The organism is Lutibaculum baratangense AMV1 (assembly GCF_000496075.1).
GTDB lineage: Bacteria > Pseudomonadota > Alphaproteobacteria > Rhizobiales > Tepidamorphaceae > Lutibaculum > Lutibaculum baratangense.
Genome location: NZ_AWXZ01000040.1, coordinates 61,122 through 77,495 on the forward strand (window position 1 = coordinate 61,122; position 16,374 = coordinate 77,495).

A 16,374-nucleotide genomic window follows, 5' to 3' on the forward strand; every position below is an offset into this window, starting at 1 on the left:
ACCTCCGCCCGCGCTAGTCCCGTGCCCCGCTCGCGGCGTGGCCCGGCGTCGTGTCACCGGCCGTCGCGCAGCGATAGGCGAGGAAGGCGAGGGCGAGAAGCCCCGCGCCCCGCGCGGCGAGGCTCGTCGCGTCGGTGGACGCGACGTCCGTCGGCCACAGGACGAGGAGCGAGGCGAGCGCCATGAGGCCGCGCTCGGCCGCGCCCATCGGGCGCACGAACCATCCGGCGAAGGCGACCGTCAGCCCCACGACGCCGACGGCGCCGAAGACGATCGACAGCGCGATCTGCGCGCCGCTGCCGATCATCAGGAGGCCCGGCATCGTGACGAACAGGAAGGGCACGAGGAGCTTCACGAAGCCGAGCCGCACCGACTCGATCGCCGTCCGGTTCGCGTCCCCTCCGGAGATCGACGCGGCCGCGTAGGCGGCGAGCGCGACCGGCGGGGTGATCGCCGAGACGAGGCCGTAATAGAAGATGAACATGTGCGCGACGATCGGCGGCAGGCCAAGCCGCGTCAGTGCCGGCGCCACGAGCACGGCGAGTAGGAGGTAGGCGGCCGAGGTCGGCAGGCCCATGCCGAGCACGAAGGAGGCGAGCGCGGTCAGGAGCAGGATCGCCCAGATCCGGCTGCCGCCGACCTCGACGATCAGGCTCGACAGCATGAGGCCGAGGCCGGTCAGGTTGAGGACGCCGATCACGGCGCCGGCGGCCGCGACGGCGGCGACGATGGGCAGCGTCGCGAGCAGCGTGTCGCGGCAGACGAGCGCGAGGCCGACGGGGCCGATCCGCGTGTCCTTGTGCCACGGCGAGATCAGGAGCCCGAAGACGATGCACATGACCGCCGCCTGCGTCGGCATGCGGCCGGCGATGAGGAAGCCGACGAGGGCGATCAGCGGCAGGAGCAGGTAGCCGCGCCGCAGGAGCGTCTGCTTCAGAAGCTGCCAGCCCGCACCCGGATCGGGGGCGAGGCCGAGACGGCCGGCCTCGAGCCGCACCGCGACCATGAGGGCGAGGACGTAGAGGAGGCCCGGCACGAGGGCGGCGAGCGCGATCTGCGCGTAGGGCACGCCGATGATCTCGGCCATCAGGAAGGCCGCGGCCCCCATCACCGGCGGCAGGATCTGCCCGGCCGACGAGGCCGCGGCCTCGATGGCCCCGGCCAGGACCGGCGAGTAGCCGACGCGCTTCATCAGCGGGATCGTGAAGGTGCCGGTGGTCACGACATTCGCGACGGCGCTGCCGTTGATCGTGCCGAGGAGCGAGCTCGACAGGGCGGCCGAGAGGCCGGGGCCGCCCCTGACCCGGCCGGTGAGGCCTCGCGCGAGGTCGACGAAGACCTCGCCGGTGCCGATCTTCATCAGAAGCGTGCCGAGCAGCGCGAAGAGGAAGATGTACTCGACCGCGACCCCCATCGGGACCCCGTAGACGCCCTCCGTCGAGAGCATGAGCGTCGAGGCGAGCCGCCACAGATCGTAGCCGCCGTGCCCGTACTTGCCGGGAATGAGGTAGCCGAACCAGGCGTAGAGGATCGCGCAGACGAGGAGGACGACGAGCGCCCAGCCGAGAGAAAGCCGCGTGAGCACGAGGATCACCGCCATCAGCCCGGCGAAGATCCAGAGGTCGGGCGCGGTCGCCATGGCGCCGCGCATGATGATGTCGATATAGGACTGCCAGAGATGGAGGCCCGGCACCGGCGCGAAGAGGGCCATCGCGTAGCAGAGGATCCGGACCCAGCCGTTCCGGGCCCGGTAGCCGAGATAGAGAAGCCCGGCGGCGGCGATCAGCGAGAAGAAGGCGGAGCGCAGGATGAGAGCCGTGATCAGGCCGAAATAGGCGCCGTAGATCACGAGCGCGGTCACCGCGACCGCCAGGAGGGCGACGAGGCCGGAGACGACGACCGTCTCCGCCCGTCCGCGCGGCCCCGGTGCCTCGATACGCAGCCTTTCGAGGCCGAACGCCATGCCGCCGCTCCGGAACCTACTGCTCGTCGAAATAGCGCTTGGCGCCGGGGTGCAGGTCGATCGGCGTGTTCGGCGCGTCCTCGACCGAGATCGCCTTCGCCTGCGGATGCACCTCGCCGAGCTCGCCGAGATTGTCGAAGATCGCCTTCGTGACGTTGTAGACGAGCTCCTCGTCGGCGCCTTCCTTCGCGAAGAGGGTGGCGGGGTCGTTGATCACCGTCACCGGCTCGGTCTGGTCGGGATAGGTCCCGGCGGAGATCTCGTAGGCCTGGTAGAAGGGGTATTCCTCGAAGATGCCCTTCACCTTCTCCTCGTCCAGCGAGAGCAGCACCATGTCGCGCTGCGCGTCGAGGTCGATGAGCGCCGCCGTGGGTGCGCCGGCGAGAACGACCGTCGCGTCGATCGTGCCGTTCATCAGCGCGGCCGTGCCCTCGGTGTAGGACAGGAACTGAACTCGCGAGGGATCGAAGACGCCGTAGGCCTCGAGCAGGCGCTGGGCGATGACGGCCGAGTTCGACCCGGGAGGCCCGAGATTGACCCGCTTGCCCTCAAGCTCCTCGATGCTCGAGATGCCGGTGTCGGCGGTCGTCGCGATCTGCAGGACGGCCGGGTAGAGATAGGCCACGGCCGCGACCGGCTGGGCGTCGCCGTCGAAGGCGCCTTCGCCGTTCTTCGCCTCGTAGAGGGTCGAGGACGAGGAGAAGCCGATCTGCATCTGGTCGGCCGCGACGCGGCGGATGTTCTCGATCGAGGCGCCCGTCACCTCGGCGCGCGCCGTCGTGTTCTCCATGTGCTTGTTCAGGACGTCGGCCATGCCGGCGCCGATCACGTAGAACAGGCCGCCGGTGCCGCCGGTGCCGATCGAGATGCGCTCCTGGGCGACCGCCGGCGATGCGACAAGCATCGTCCCGAGCCCCAGGGCCATGAACGCGTGTGAGAGCTTCACGTCTCGTCCTCCCTTTCGATGTCGCTGTCCCGGACCCCGGCTCTCCGACCAGGTTCCTCACCGGCTGCCACCGCGAGCGGTGGCGTCCGACCGGCGTCCGGCGTCGCCCCGGGCGGATCCCGCGGCAACTCGGGCTCAACCCTTAAGCACCGTCCGCGCGTCTGTCCAGTGCCCTTAGACGATCGTCCAAGAACCTTGCTTGCGCGATGAGCGGCGCGGGCGCCCATCATCCGCTCCTGCGCAGGAACATTCTTCTTGCCACGGAAAATAATATGGACGATCGTACAAAAGCAATGAGCGACGCAGAAACCACGAGGCGTGATCAGCCCGCGCCGGAACGGCGGCAGGCGAATGTGCGGCAGGCCGTGCTGGCGGCCGCGGAGGCGCTGTTCGCCGCGCACGGCTTCAACGCCGTGTCCATTCGCGACATCGCGGCCGCGTCGGGCGCCCATCCGGGCAGCGTCACCTACCATTTCACGAACAAGATGAACCTCCTGCGCGAGATCTACCGGCGCCACTGCGGGCCGATGAACGCGCGCAGGCTCGAGCTCCTCCGGGAGGCGCTGCGGATCAAGGCGAAGCAGGATCGCCTCCAGGCGATCCTGCGCGCCTATATCGTCCCGGCCTTCTCCTCCTCGACCGATCAGCCGGGCGGCGGCGCCCAGTTCACGCGGCTGCGCGCGGCGCTCTCGGCGGAGGGCAGCGAGGAGACGCGCGGGATCATCGCTGAGGCGTTCGACGACACGACCCGGCAGTTCCTCGACGCGATCCACGAGACGCTGCCGGAGCTGACGCGCGGCGAGGTCGTCTGGCGCTCGCAGTTCCTGCTCGGCTCGCTCTACTACACGCTCATCAATCCCGAGCGGGTCACCCGCCTGTCCGACGGCGAGGTCGACGGCTCCGACATGGACGCCGCGATCGACCAGCTCGTCGCCGCCATGATGTGGGGGCTCATGGGCCCGGCGCCCCGGGACGACGGGAGCGGCGGGTCCCGGACCTGACCGCCGGCGAGCCGCAGACGACACCATCGAGACGAGAAACCGAGGAAACCCGCGGATGGCGACCGCCAGCACGATTCTGCCCTACGACACCGATCCCAAGAAGCCGGACGTGAAGCTGCCGGCGGGAGCCTGCGACGCGCACTGCCACGTCTTCGGCCCCGGCGACCGTTTTCCATACGCTCCAGGGCGCTCCTACACCCCGGTCGATGCCGGCAAGGAGACGCTGTTTGACCTCCACCGCTTCCTCGGGATCGATCGTTCCGTCATCGTCCAGGCGAGTTGCCACGGCTCGGACAACTCGGCGATGCTCGACGCGATCGCGCACGGCGAGGGGCGATATCGCGGCATCGCCATGGTCGAGGAGGACGTGAGCGAGGACGAGTTGAGGCGCCTCCACGAGGGCGGCATCCGCGGCGTGCGCTTCAACTTCGTGACCCATCTCGGCGGCGATGCGAAGATCGAGTCGGTCATGCGGATCGTCGAGAAGATCGCGCCGCTGGGCTGGCACGTCGTCGTGCATTTCGACGCCGAGAAGCTCGAGACGCTGGGGCCGGTGCTCAAGCGCATCCCGCTCGTCATGGTGATCGACCACATGGGCCGGCCGGACGCGAGCCTCGGACTCGACCAGCCGGCCTTCCGCCTCCTGAACGAGCTCATGCAGGACGAGCGCTTCTGGGTGAAGGTTTCGGGTTGTGAGCGCATCTCGCGCGCCGGCCCGCCGTTCCACGACGCCGTCCCCTTCGCCAGGAGCCTCGTCGAGAGCTTTCCCGACCGCGTCCTCTGGGGCACCGACTTCCCGCATCCCAACATCAAGAAGCACATGCCGAACGACGGCGAGCTCGTCGACCTCCTCGCCCTGATCGCGCCCGACGAGACGCTTCTCCACCGGCTGATGGTCGACAACCCGTTGCGGCTCTACTGGCCGGAGCAGGTGTCTCGGGCGTGACCACCCGGTGACGCCTGACGAGGTCCGGCTTCCCTTGCGCAAATAACGCTTTCATCTGTCCGTTCTCTCGCGGAAACTGCGGTGTCATCATCATCTGCAGGACGGGCAGTCGCCGTGAGCGCGGAGGCCGACTTCATCGAGCTGTTCGACGGCGGTGGGGAAGCCCCGGCGCCGCTCGGGCCGCCATGGAAGGTCGCGGTGATCGACGACGACGCCGCCGTCCACGAGGGCACCCGGTTCGCGCTGCGCGACTTCCGCCTCGAGGGCCGCGGCATCGAGCTCCTCTCGGCGTTCTCCGCCAGCGAGGGGCGGGCGCTGCTGGCCGATCACCCCGACATCGCGGTCATCCTGCTCGACGTCGTCATGGAGGAGGACGAGGCGGGGCTCGAGCTCGTCGACGTCGTCCGCAACGAGCTCGCCAACGAGACGGTGCGGATCATCCTGCGCACCGGCCAGCCCGGCCAGGCGCCGGAGCGGCGCGTCGTGGTCGACTACGACATCAACGACTACAAGGCGAAGACCGAGCTGACCGCCGACAAGCTGTTCACGGCCCTCGTGTCGGCGCTGAGGGGCTTCGAGCAGCTGAGGCAGCTGACCGTCTTCCGCGCCGGCCTCGAGGCCGTCATAGAGGCGGGCGCGGAGCTGCTGGCCGCGGAGGACGTCGACGCCCTGGCCGGGACGGCCGCCCGGCGCGCGGCGGGGCTCGTGCCCGGCGCCACCGAGGTCGCGGTGTCCCTGCAATGTCCGGCCGCGGGACGGGCCTTCGCCCGATGGGGCGCCCCCTCCGACCCGCCGCTCGACGGCCTGCTCGACGAGGGCCTGCGGAGGCGCCGGGCGATGGAAGGCGAGGGGCGCTCGGTGCATTTCGCCGTCTCGGGGACGTGCTCGGAGGTGGTGCTCGCCGTCGCGCACGGGGGCGAGGCCGCGGCGAGCGCGCGTGGGCTCGCCGATCTCTTCTGCACCCGCGTCTCGGTCGCCCTCGACAATCTGCGCCTGCGCCGGCAGCTGCACCGGGCGAAGGACGACCTCGAGAGACGGGTCGCGGCGCGCACGGCGGAGCTCGTGGGCGCGAACCGGCGGCTCGAGGCGCAGGGGCAGGACCTGCGGCGGGCGAACGCCTTCAAGAACGAGATCCTCGGCACGATCGCCCACGACCTGAAGAACCCGCTGAACGTCATGCTCGGCCGCGCGCAGATCCTCGGCGAGCTCGTCGAGATGTCGCCCTTGCCGAAGGAGCCGGCCCACCGGCAGATCGAGGAGATCCGCAAGGCGGGCTCCAGGCTCTCCTCGATGATCGACAGCCTGATCTCGAACGCGATGATGGATGCCGCCGACATCAGCCTCGACCGCGCCGAGATCGATATCGGCGAGCTCGCCCGCCAGGTCGCCGAAACAAACCGCGCCGCTGCGGAGCGCAAGGCGCAGGACATCGCGCTCGGCGCAGAAGCCGGGCTTCTCGTCCACGGCGACGGCGAGCGGCTGCGCGAGGCGTTCGACAACCTCGTCGGCAACGCCGTGAAGTACAGCCCGCCCGGCGCGCCGATCGAGGTGTCGGTCGAACGCACCGGCGGCCGGGTGCTCCTCAGCGTCCGCGACCGCGGGCCCGGCCTATCGCCGGAGGATCTGAGGCGCGTCTTCACGCGCTTCCAACGGCTCTCGGCGCAGCCGACGGGCGGCGAAAGCTCCACCGGCCTCGGTCTCTCGATCGTCAAGCGGATCGTCGAGCTGCACGGCGGCGAGGCGACGGCCGCCAACAGGCCGGGTGGCGGGGCGGTCTTTGCGATCTCCCTGCCGCTCATCGGGGAGGAGGCACGGAAGTGACGGGGCAGCCGCATATCTACGTGGTCGACGACGAGGCCGCGGCGCGCGAGATGGTGGGAGACTACCTGCGGATGAGCGGCCTCAGGGTCACGCTCTGCGAGGGCGGCCAGGCCCTGCGGCAGGCGCTGGCCTCGGAGCCGCCCTCGCTCGTCGTCCTCGACCTCAACATGCCCGAGGAGGACGGGCTCTCGATCATCCGCGACCTCAAGCGGTCGAGCGGCGTGCCGATCATCATGCTAACCGCCACTGCGAGCCCGATCGACCGGATCGTCGGGCTCGAGCTCGGGGCGGACGACTATCTCGCCAAGCCCTGCGAGCTGCGGGAGCTCCTGGCCCGCATCCGCTCCGTGCTCCGCCGAGCCGATGCCGGCGCCATCGCGGTCGCGCCGCAGCCGCAGCCGCAGGCGAACGCCCTCGTGAGGGTGGGCACGAAGCAGCTCGACCTCGACGCCCGCCTCCTGCGCGACGAGACGGGGGGAAGCCAGCCGCTGACCTCGTCCGAGTTCAGCCTCCTCAAGGCCTTCGTCGAGAACCCCCGCCGGGTTCTCTCGCGCGACCGGCTGCTCGATCTCGCCCAGGCCCGCGACGCCGAGGCCTTCGACCGCGCCATCGACGTGCGCATCACCCGCATCCGCCGCAAGATCGAGCCCGATCCGCAGCGCCCCACCATCATCCGGACGGTGCGCGGGGCGGGATACGTGTTCTGCCCCGACGGCGAGGGCTGAACTGTTTCCTCTCCCCGGCCGCGACGAAACAATTCTCGCTGGCGACGAAACCTCTTTCCCGCCGCCACGACAGACTGGTGAAACCGGCAGCCCCTAGAACGGTCGTCATAGGGAGCTGCGGTCCGATGCGGCCAGGGCGGAAAGGGGAGACGTCAGATGATCGACGCGCGCACTCTCGTCATCGCGGCCGTGGCGACGCTCGCCGTGGTTGGCCTCGACTTCGGCATCGGCCACAGCGCCGCGTTCGACGAGGCGAGGCCGGCGAAGGATCAGAGCCGCGTCGTCGGTCACACGACGACGACCGACCCGAACGCGCCGCAGTCGTCCGGCAGCGTCACCGTCGTCGGCCAGGCGAAGGCCGATCGGCTGTCCGCCGCGCCGTCCTGCGCCGCTCGCGGCTGGCCCTACCTGCCGGAGGCCTGCCTCGTCACCGCCGACGGCCGCGCGCCGCGCACCGCCGTCCGCACCCTCACGATCGAGGAACGTTCCGCCGCCGGCTCGAGCCTCGTGAGGCTGCCTGTCACGCAGATCGTCAGCCAGTAGGGCTGCCGGGGGGAGCCGGTCGATGGACATGATCCCGAGCAACGTCGCCGGGCGGCGCCCGGGGGGAAGGCCGGGCGGGCCGATCATCCGCCCCGCACGGCTCGAGGAGACGGGGCTCCTGAGCCATCTCCACCTGGCCCATCTCTGGTGCGTCGCCATGCGCGACTGCTCGGCCGACGACATCGCGGCCTATCTCGAGCTGTTCCCCGGCGTCGACCCGGGCCTCGTCGCCTCCGGCCGCTACCTCGTCATGGAGGCGGACGGGCAGGTCGTGGCGGGTGGCGGCTGGTCGCCCGTCGGCGAGACGCTGACCGCGGCCCTCGCCATCGCCGGCAACGGCCTCGCGGAGACGGCCCTTCCCCGAGCATCCGCCATCCTCCGAGGCGTGTTCGTCTGCGACGAGAGGGTCGCAGCCCACCTGACGCGGGGGCTCATGCAGCGCCTGGAAGCCGGCGCGGCCGGTGCGGGGCACGCCCTGTCGCTCGTCGTCACCACCCGCGATGCGGCGATGCGACTTCCCGCGCCCGGCTACCGCGACATCTGCCCGCTGCCCCTCGAGACGAGCGGCGCGAGGGTGCTGCCGCTCCTCCAGCTCAGCAAGCGCATCGGCGCGGCCCTCTCGGCCGTCGCCTGATGATCCAGCCGCGCCCGTCGCCCGATGCAAAACCTGTTCCTGCCTCGGCTGCGCCTGCTAGGATCGGCGGCGTGAAGGCCTCCCCGGGCGACGGCGCGCCCCACGGCCCGAGTGGGCGGGGCAGGCGGCGGGGCAGGCGCGGCATGCGCATCGGCTACAAGATCTTCCTCGTCGGCGGCTTTCCCATCGCGATCGCCGCCGCCATCGCCGTCGCGGCCGTCATGCTGCTCGGCGAAGCCGACCGCGCGCGCAGCGGCGCGATCCTCGCCGGCGCGATCCACCGCAACGTCCTGACCGCCGTCACCGAGCGCGACCGCTACGTCGACTCGCTGCCGGGCGAGCGCGACATGCATTCCGCGCGCTTCGCGGTCCCGACCGAGCGGGCGGAGAAGGATCTCGCCACGCTGCGCGACATCGCGAGCGACGGAGACGATGCCGCCGCGATCGGCGAGGCGCGTCAGGCGCTGGTCCACTACGTCATGAGCATGGGGCAGCTCGAGACGGTCACGCAGCAGAACGACATGCTGATCGCCGAGATGGCGGGGCGGGCGAGCCGCCTGATCGAGCTGACCGACGAGGCCCGCCAGCGCCAGCACGACTCGAACGCCGACATCGTCGCGGCCCTTTCGCAGCGCGACCGGCAGGTGCGCGACGCGCGCGACCTGGTGGAGGCCGGATACGCTCTTCGCTCGGCGCTCTCGGCCGCCGGCGTGCAGGCGATCGCGGTGCTCGCGGGAAGCGAGGCGGCGCGGGGCGAGGCGGGCGACGGGCTCAACGGCTCGCTCCGGCGGCTGCGATACGCGGTCGCCGGCCTGTCCTCGGTGCTCCGGGTGCAGGGGAAGGGCGAGGCTGCCGACGAGCTCGAGGCGATGGCGGCAGGTTTCGGAGATCGCCTGATGGCCCTCGCGGATCCGTCCTCGACGCCGCTCGACGCGCTGCGCGCGGGGGAACCGGGCGGGGACGTCGAACAGGCGCTCACCCAGTGGGCGGAGCGTCTGCTCAAGGTCTACACGACGCAATACCGCGCGCTTCACGACGAGATGGCGGAGCTCCTCACCTATTCCGTGAAGGCGCACGAAACCGAGCAGGCGACGCAGAACATCGCGATCGCCGTGCTGAAGCTCGGCGACGCGGCGGCCGGCGCGTTCAAGAGCCGAAGCCCCGAAGCCTCGGCCGCCGTGCTCGACGAGAGCCGGGCCGTCGCCGACGCGATCGTCGGGCTGCCGATCTCGCCGCTGATCCAGACGGACATGATCGATGCTTTCGAGCGCTGGCGGGAGGGCCTGTCGACGACGACGGAGGGGCTGCGCCAGCAGAACGCGCTGATCGCCGGCATGGACGCCGCCGCCGAGCGCATGACCGCCGCAGCACGCACCCTCGACCAGCGTTTCACCGAGAGCGCCGAGGCGATCGGCCGCTCGATCCGCACGGTGCTCATTCTCGGGGCGGCGATCGGCCTCGTCTTCGGCGCCGGCACCGCCGCCATCGTCGCACGCTCGATCGTCTCGCCGCTCAAGCGCCTCCAACTCGGGATGCTCGACCTCGCCGGCGACCCGCATCGCGGCCGCATCGAGGGCAGCTGGAAGCGCGACGAGCTGGGCGACATGGCGCGCGCGACGAACGTCTTCGTCGGCGAGATCCTGCGCCGCGAGCATGCGCTCAGGCGATCGAAGGACCGCGCCGATCAGGCGCTGGCCGAGCTTCGGCGCACTCAGGCGGAGCTCATCCAGGCGGAGAAGCTCGCCTCCCTCGGCCAGCTCGTCGCCGGCGTCGCCCACGAAATCAACACGCCTCTCGGCATCGCGCTCACGACCTCGACCGTGCTCGACCAGGAGGTGTCGACCTTCCGGCAGGAAGCGTCGTCGGGGCGGCTCGCCCGCGCCTCCTTCGACCGCTTCACGGCACGGATGGAGGAAGGCTCGCGGCTGCTTCTGGCCAATCTGCGGCGGGCGGCCGACCTCGTGCACGCCTTCAAGCAGGTCGCCGCCGACCAGGCGAGCGGGGAGCGGCGCTCCTTCGAGCTCAGCCGCTGGCTCGAAGAGCTCCTGACGAGCCTCGGTCCGATGCTGCGCAAGGGCGGCCACGAGGTGGTGGCCGAGTGCCCCGAGGGCCTCGAGGTCGAGACCTATCCGGGCGCGCTCGCCCAGGTCCTCACGAACCTCGTCACGAACGCCATCACCCACGGTTACGGGCCCGGCGAAAGGGGCACGATCACCATCCGCGTCCGCCCGCTGGACGGCACGACGCTGCGGATCGTGTTCGCCGACGACGGACGCGGCATCCCCGCGGAGAACCGCCGCCGCGTCTTCGACCCCTTCTTCACGACGGGGCGGGGAGGGGGGTCGACGGGGCTCGGCCTGCACATCGTCTACAACCTCGTCACGAGCACGCTGAACGGCCGGCTCGACCTCGAGAGCGAGCCGGGACACGGCACGCGCTTCACGATCGACCTGCCGCTGAGAGTGGCGGAGGCCGTCGCGGAGCCGGCGATGGAGGAGATCGCATGAGACGCACGATCCTGACGGTCCTGCTCCTCGTCCTCGGTGCCCACGCGGCGGCGGCGAAGACGCTCGTCTTCTGCTCGGAGGGCAACCCCGAGGCTCTGAACCCCCAGCTCGTGACGACGACGACCGGCATGAACGCGGCCATGCCGATGTTCAACAATCTCGTCGAGTTCGCGCCCGGCTCGACCGAGATCAGGGCGGCGCTGGCCGAATCCTGGACGATATCGGACGACGGTCGCACCTATGTCTTTCAGCTTCGCCCGGGCGTGAGGTTCCACCCGGCGCCCGACTTCACCCCGACGCGGGAGATGAACGCCGACGACGTCGTGTTCTCGCTGATGCGCCAGTGGGACGAGAGCCACCCCTTCCATAAGGTGACGGTCGGCGGCTTCGACTACTTCAAGGATATGGGTCTTCTCGAGCTCATCGAGGCGATCGAGAAGGTCGACGAACGCGCCGTGCGGATCCGCCTCGCGCGTCCGGAAGCGCCGTTCCTCGCCAACCTCGCCATGCCGTTCAACGCGATCCTGTCGGCGGAATACGCGGCGACGCTCGCGGCGAGGGGGGAGCCGGAGCGGCTCGACGCGTGGCCGGTGGGGACGGGGCCCTTCGTCTTCGACGGCTACCAGAAGGACGTCACGGTCCGATACCGGGCCTTCGACGGCTACTGGCGCGGCCGCCAGCCGATCGACACGCTCGTCTTCTCCATCACGCCCAATCCCGCCGTCCGCCTGATCAAGCTCAAGGCCGGTGAGTGCCAGCTGATGGTCTTCCCCGATCCGGCCGACGCCGCCGCGATCGCGGCCGATCCCGCCCTCGTCCTGATGCGGCAGGAAGGCTTCAACATCGGCTATCTCTCCCTCAACACCCGGATGGCGCCGTTCGACGATGTCCGTGTGCGCCGCGCCGTCAACATGGCGATCGACAAGGGGCTGATCCTCGAGACCGTCTATGCCGGGGCGGGCGTCGTCGCGAAGAACCCGATCCCGCCGACGCTCTGGTCCTACAACGACGACATCGAGCCCTATCCGCACGACGCCGAGGCGGCGCGGCGGCTGATGGTCGAGGCGGGCTATGCGAACGGCATCGACACCGAGCTCTGGTACATGCCCGTGAGCCGGCCCTACAACCCGAACGGCAAGCGCGTCGCCGAACTCATCGCCGCCGACCTCGCCATGATCGGCATCCGCGCCGAGCTCCGCACCGAAGGCTGGCAGGAGTACCGCATCAGGCTCCAGTCGGGATCCGCGCCGATGGCGCTGTTCGGCTGGACGGGCGACAACGGCGACCCCGACAATTTCTTCGACGTCCTGCTCGGCTGCACCGCCGCGAGGCCCGGGGGCAACAACGTCGCCAAATGGTGCGACCGCGACTACGAGGCGCTCGTCTCCCGCGCCAAGGTCGCGCCGTCGCGCGCGGAGCGGGAGGAGCTCTACCGCAAGGCGCAGGTGATCTTCCACGACGAGGCGCCATGGGTTCCGCTCGCGCATTCCGTCGTCTTCCTCGGCGCCCGCAAGGCGGTGACGGGCTTCAAGATGGACGCGCTCGGCCGCAACATCTTCGAGGGCGTGGACCTTTCGGACGTCGATTCTCGCTGAGGCGAGCCCCGCCCCGCCGCAGCCTCCCCGCGAGAGCGTGATTGGCCCCTGTCGCCGTCATTCCGTTAAGGTGCTGCCGCCAACGAAATAACTCCGGGAGCAGTCGATGAAACATGCAATCCTTGCGTCCGCCCTCGTTCTGGCCGCCTCGCCGGCGCTTGCCGAGGACGTGACCTACGAGGCGGCCGGTGCGAGCCTCACGGGCTATTATGCGGCCGCCGAGAACCCCAAGGGGCTCGTGCTGATCGTTCATGACTGGGACGGGCTCGACGACTACGAGCGCGGCCGCGCGGACATGCTGGCCGAGATGGGCTACGACGCCTTCGCGCTCGACATGTTCGGCGAAGGCACGCCGGTCGAGACGACGGAAGACAGGCGGGCTGCCACCGGCGCCCTCTACGAGGACCGGGAGCGGATGCGGTCGCTGATCGAGGCTGGCCTCTCCGCCGCGCGCGAGCATTCCGGTGCGGAGCGCGTCGTCGTGATGGGTTACTGCTTCGGCGGCGCGGTCGCGCTCGAGGCGGCCCGCTCCGGCGTGGCCGAGAACGCCGCCGGCTACGCGACCTTCCACGGCGGCCTCGAGACCCCCGAGGGCCAGAGCTGGCCCCAGGACGTGGCCCCGATCCTCGTGATGCACGGAGCCGCCGACACCTCGGTGACGATGGACCACGTGACCGCCCTGACCGGGGAGCTCGAGGAGGCCGGCGCGACCTACACGATCGAGATCTATTCCGGCGCGCCGCATGCCTTCACCGTGGAAGGCTCCGACCGCTACCAGGAGCGGGCCGACAGCGAGAGCTGGCAGGCCTTCTCAGAGTTCCTGGCCGGGAAGCTCGACGGCTGAACCGCCATCCGCCGAGCGAGAGCGGTGCCCGGCCCGGGCGCCGCGCCTCGCCGGCCGCCGCGGCGGTTCCCCGCTCCGGGCGGGCGTGCTAAGAGCGCAGGAGATGCCTCCGGGCACTCTCGAAGCGCCTGTCCGCACGTCCCTTTTCCGCCCGAGCGCCCCGTCATGGATCATTCTTCGCCGATCGTTCCCGTGATTATGGCCGGCGGGGCTGGCACCCGTCTGTGGCCGCTGTCGCGCGACACGATGCCGAAGCAGTTCATCGCGCTCCTCGACGAGGGCCAGTCGACGTTCCAGGCGACGCTGCGCCGCGTCGCGGCGCGAGGCTTCGACCGGCCGATCGTCGTCACCAACCACGATTTCCGCTTCATCTGCGCGGAGCAGATGCAGGGTATCGGCATCGAGGGCGACATCGTGCTCGAGCCGGAGCGGCGCGACAGCGCCGCCGCCGTCGCCGTCGGAGCCCTTCTCGCCCACCGCCGCAATCCCGATTCCGTCTGCGCCGTGCTCGCCTCCGACCACGTCGTCACGCAGGAGGAGGGGCTGCTCGACGCGATCCGCGAGGCGGCCGCCGCCGCGCGTGGCGGCTGGATCATGACGCTCGGCATCACGCCGGACCACGCCTCGAGCGCCTACGGCTACATCCAGCCGGCGGAGGAGGCGATCTCCGGCCGCGCCCGCGCCATCACGCGCTTCGTCGAGAAGCCCGACGTCGAAACGGCACAGCGTTACCTCGACGAAGGCTATTCCTGGAACAGCGGCAACTTCGTCTTCGGCGCCGAGCTCATGCTCCAGGAGCTCCACGCCCATGCGCCGGAGGTGCTGGAGGGCGCGCGGGACGCGCTCGAGGGCGCGACGCGGGATCTCGACTTCCTCCGCCTCGACCAGGCCTCCTTCGCGCGCTGCCCGAGGATCTCGATCGACTATGCGGTGATGGAGAAGACACAGGCCGGCGGCGTGCTCGCGGCCGAGTTCGGCTGGTCGGATATCGGCTCCTGGGATTCGCTGCACGCGATGAAGGCGAAGGACACCTCCGGCAACGTGCTGGAAGGCGACGTGCGGGCGATCGACACCACGAACTCCTTCGTGCGCAGCGACAACATGCTGACGACCGTCCTGGGCCTCGACAGCGCCGTCGTCGTCACGACGCACGACGCCGTGCTCGTCGCCGCCCGCAGCCACGTGGCGGAGGTGAAGAGGCTCGTCGCCCAGCTCGCCGGCGAAGGTCGCCGCGAGGCCGGCGAGCATCTGCGCGTCCACCGCCCCTGGGGCTGGTATCAGCGCATCGACATCGGCGCCGGCTTCCAGGTCAAGCACATCTGCGTCAAGCCGGGCGGCGTGCTGAGCCTGCAGCGGCACTTCCACCGGGCGGAGCACTGGGTCGTCGTGCGCGGCACCGCGGAGGTGACGCTCGACGGCAAGGTCGCCCTCTACCACGAGAACGAAGCGGCCTACATTCCCGTCGGCGCCGTCCACCGGCTGCACAATCCCGGGAAGATCGACCTCAAGCTGATCGAGGTTCAGGTGGGAAGCTATACCGGCGAGGACGACATCGTGCGCATCGAGGATGTCTACTCGCGGGGCTGAGAGCGTCCCGCGCCGAGGCTATCAAGACGCCCGGTCGAGATGCTCCCGGCCGCCCAGCACCACGAGCCACACCACGCTGTAGAGGAACAGCGACACGACCAGCACGCTGATGATCATGCGCAGCCGGCGGGGCATGGTGGCTTCGTCGGGTAGGTTCGCGTCGACCACGCTCTGCACGTAGATGCTCTGGCGCCGCGCCTCCTGGCGAGCCTGGTCGATCGCGTTCGAGGCGATCGTCATCGACTGGTCGGCGAGGTCGCGCTGCAGGACGAGGTTCTCGTAGGTGGACATGTGGTTCGAGATCGCGTTCTCCGAGCCCGTGAGCTTCAGCTGCTCTTGGCGGATCTGATCCTCGAGAACCTGTGCCTGCACCCTCAGCGACTGGATGAGCGGGTTCGACGGCGAGGTCGACATCTGCTGGTCGATCTGGGTGCGCGTCTCCGCGAGCCTGCGCGTCAGGCCGGCGATCACCTCGCTCGTCGGGGTCGAGCCGCCCTCGGGATCGATGAAGAGCTGGCGATTGCGGAACTCCGTCAGCTCCGCCTGCGCGCGCTTGACCCTCTGCTCGGCTTCGCTCATCAGCCCCTGCGCGTTCGCGAGCGCATCCTGCTCCGCGCGCACGTTCATCTCGTTCGCCAGGCCTTCGCTCAGGCGGATCAGCTCGTGGGCGACCGCCTGCGCGTCCTCGGGCCTGAACAGGTCCACCGTGAGGACGTTGATCCCGGTGAGGTCCTCGCGCACGACGTCGACGCGCGCCTCGTAGCAGTTGAAGAGCGTCTCGAACGTGTCCTTCGACCACGGCTTCATGCAGTAGGTCACGAAGTCCGCCTCGGGGCGGTTCAGGATCTCGCGCATCGGGAGCACTTCCATCAGGTCGCGCAGAGCGTCGCGCGACTTGATGTAGCTCTGGACCGCGTAGGCGTCGTCGTCGGCGCGGCTGAGGCCGAAGGTCTTCAGGAACGACGCCAGGCCACCGATCGAGTTGCTCGACGCGCTGCGCACGAGGAAGCGGCTCTCGGAGACGTAGCGGTCGCTCGCGATGAGGCCGAAATAGCCGACCGAGACGGTGACCGGGATCACCACCATCAGGATGAACAGCGCCGTCGTCAGCGACATCGGCAGCCGCAACGGCCCGAGGCGCGAGGAGAGGCCCTCCCGGCCGGGCAACGCGATCTGGCGGTTCGACGTGAATGGGCTGAGGAGCGACACCCGCGGGCTACTCTCTATCCGTTCTGACGCGCGCTCCTTTGTCGGAGACGTGC

General features: G+C 70.1%; 13 protein-coding genes. 10 read left to right on the forward strand and 3 right to left on the reverse strand.

The features are described 5' to 3' along the window. Window positions 1-13: 13 nt before the first annotated feature. Window positions 14-1,963, reverse strand: a complete 1,950-nt coding sequence (locus N177_RS18095; protein ID WP_023433861.1) for a TRAP transporter permease — start codon at window positions 1,961-1,963, stop codon at window positions 14-16. Window positions 1,964-1,979: 16 nt separating this feature from the next. Beyond that, window positions 1,980-2,909: a TAXI family TRAP transporter solute-binding subunit gene (locus tag N177_RS18100; protein WP_023433862.1), complete on the reverse strand. Its 930-nt coding sequence runs from the start codon at window positions 2,907-2,909 to the stop codon at window positions 1,980-1,982. A 293-nt stretch (window positions 2,910-3,202) separates the two neighbouring features. On the opposite strand from N177_RS18100, the gene N177_RS18105 reads away from it, so the two are divergent. The 10 genes from N177_RS18105 to N177_RS18150 all read left to right on the forward strand — a co-directional run bounded on the left by N177_RS18105 (window position 3,203) and on the right by N177_RS18150 (window position 15,112). Next, the gene (locus tag N177_RS18105) at window positions 3,203-3,910 is read left to right on the forward strand and encodes a TetR/AcrR family transcriptional regulator (RefSeq protein WP_051402477.1); all 708 of its coding nucleotides are present in this window, start codon (window positions 3,203-3,205) and stop codon (window positions 3,908-3,910) included. Window positions 3,911-3,965: 55 nt separating this feature from the next. Continuing rightward, window positions 3,966-4,856, forward strand: a complete 891-nt coding sequence (locus N177_RS18110; protein ID WP_023433864.1) for an amidohydrolase family protein — start codon at window positions 3,966-3,968, stop codon at window positions 4,854-4,856. A gap of 114 nt (window positions 4,857-4,970) precedes the next feature. Continuing rightward, window positions 4,971-6,677, forward strand: a complete 1,707-nt coding sequence (locus N177_RS18115; protein WP_023433865.1) for a sensor histidine kinase — start codon at window positions 4,971-4,973, stop codon at window positions 6,675-6,677. Continuing rightward, entirely contained in the window at window positions 6,674-7,402 is a 729-nt protein-coding gene (locus N177_RS18120) for a response regulator (protein ID WP_023433866.1), read from the forward strand. Before N177_RS18115 ends, N177_RS18120 begins: the two co-directional genes overlap by 4 nt. 156 nt (window positions 7,403-7,558) lie before the next feature. Continuing rightward, window positions 7,559-7,945 carry a hypothetical protein gene (locus tag N177_RS18125; protein ID WP_023433867.1) on the forward strand — a complete coding sequence of 129 codons (387 nt, stop codon included), beginning with the start codon at window positions 7,559-7,561 and terminating at the stop codon, window positions 7,943-7,945. Window positions 7,946-7,967: 22 nt separating this feature from the next. Next, complete coding sequence (locus N177_RS18130; RefSeq protein ID WP_023433868.1) at window positions 7,968-8,579, forward strand: hypothetical protein; 612 nt, start codon at window positions 7,968-7,970, stop codon at window positions 8,577-8,579. A 71-nt stretch (window positions 8,580-8,650) separates the two neighbouring features. Then, a complete protein-coding gene (locus tag N177_RS18135) occupies window positions 8,651-11,086 on the forward strand; it encodes a sensor histidine kinase (RefSeq protein WP_244444310.1) in 2,436 nt (811 codons plus the stop codon). Continuing rightward, window positions 11,083-12,681 (forward strand): ABC transporter substrate-binding protein, encoded by a 1,599-nt coding sequence (locus N177_RS18140; RefSeq protein ID WP_023433870.1) that lies wholly within the window; start codon window positions 11,083-11,085, stop codon window positions 12,679-12,681. The genes N177_RS18135 and N177_RS18140 overlap by 4 nt, the downstream gene beginning before the upstream one ends. A gap of 106 nt (window positions 12,682-12,787) precedes the next feature. After that, window positions 12,788-13,525, forward strand: coding sequence for a dienelactone hydrolase family protein (locus N177_RS18145; RefSeq protein WP_023433871.1), 738 nt, complete (start codon window positions 12,788-12,790; stop codon window positions 13,523-13,525). Window positions 13,526-13,690: 165 nt separating this feature from the next. Continuing rightward, window positions 13,691-15,112: a mannose-1-phosphate guanylyltransferase/mannose-6-phosphate isomerase gene (locus N177_RS18150; protein WP_023433873.1), complete on the forward strand. Its 1,422-nt coding sequence runs from the start codon at window positions 13,691-13,693 to the stop codon at window positions 15,110-15,112. A gap of 21 nt (window positions 15,113-15,133) precedes the next feature. Here the strand turns inward: N177_RS18150 and N177_RS18155 are convergent, their stop codons facing one another. Further along, window positions 15,134-16,321 (reverse strand): KpsE/RkpR family capsule polysaccharide export protein, encoded by a 1,188-nt coding sequence (locus tag N177_RS18155; RefSeq protein WP_023433874.1) that lies wholly within the window; start codon window positions 16,319-16,321, stop codon window positions 15,134-15,136. Between the last annotated feature and the right edge of the window lie 53 nt (window positions 16,322-16,374).

What these genes read in the sequence shown, in the direction of transcription:
- N177_RS18140 (WP_023433870.1), top strand. Translation starts at nt 11,083, where the DNA reads ATGAGACGCACGATCCTGACGGTCCTGCTCCTCGTCCTCGGTGCCCAC.
- N177_RS18095 (WP_023433861.1), bottom strand. Translation starts at nt 1,963, where the DNA reads ATGGCGTTCGGCCTCGAAAGGCTGCGTATCGAGGCACCGGGGCCGCGC.
- N177_RS18150 (WP_023433873.1), top strand. Translation starts at nt 13,691, where the DNA reads ATGGATCATTCTTCGCCGATCGTTCCCGTGATTATGGCCGGCGGGGCT.
- N177_RS18105 (WP_051402477.1), top strand. Translation starts at nt 3,203, where the DNA reads ATGAGCGACGCAGAAACCACGAGGCGTGATCAGCCCGCGCCGGAACGG.
- N177_RS18125 (WP_023433867.1), top strand. Translation starts at nt 7,559, where the DNA reads ATGATCGACGCGCGCACTCTCGTCATCGCGGCCGTGGCGACGCTCGCC.
- N177_RS18110 (WP_023433864.1), top strand. Translation starts at nt 3,966, where the DNA reads ATGGCGACCGCCAGCACGATTCTGCCCTACGACACCGATCCCAAGAAG.
- N177_RS18130 (WP_023433868.1), top strand. Translation starts at nt 7,968, where the DNA reads ATGGACATGATCCCGAGCAACGTCGCCGGGCGGCGCCCGGGGGGAAGG.
- N177_RS18145 (WP_023433871.1), top strand. Translation starts at nt 12,788, where the DNA reads ATGAAACATGCAATCCTTGCGTCCGCCCTCGTTCTGGCCGCCTCGCCG.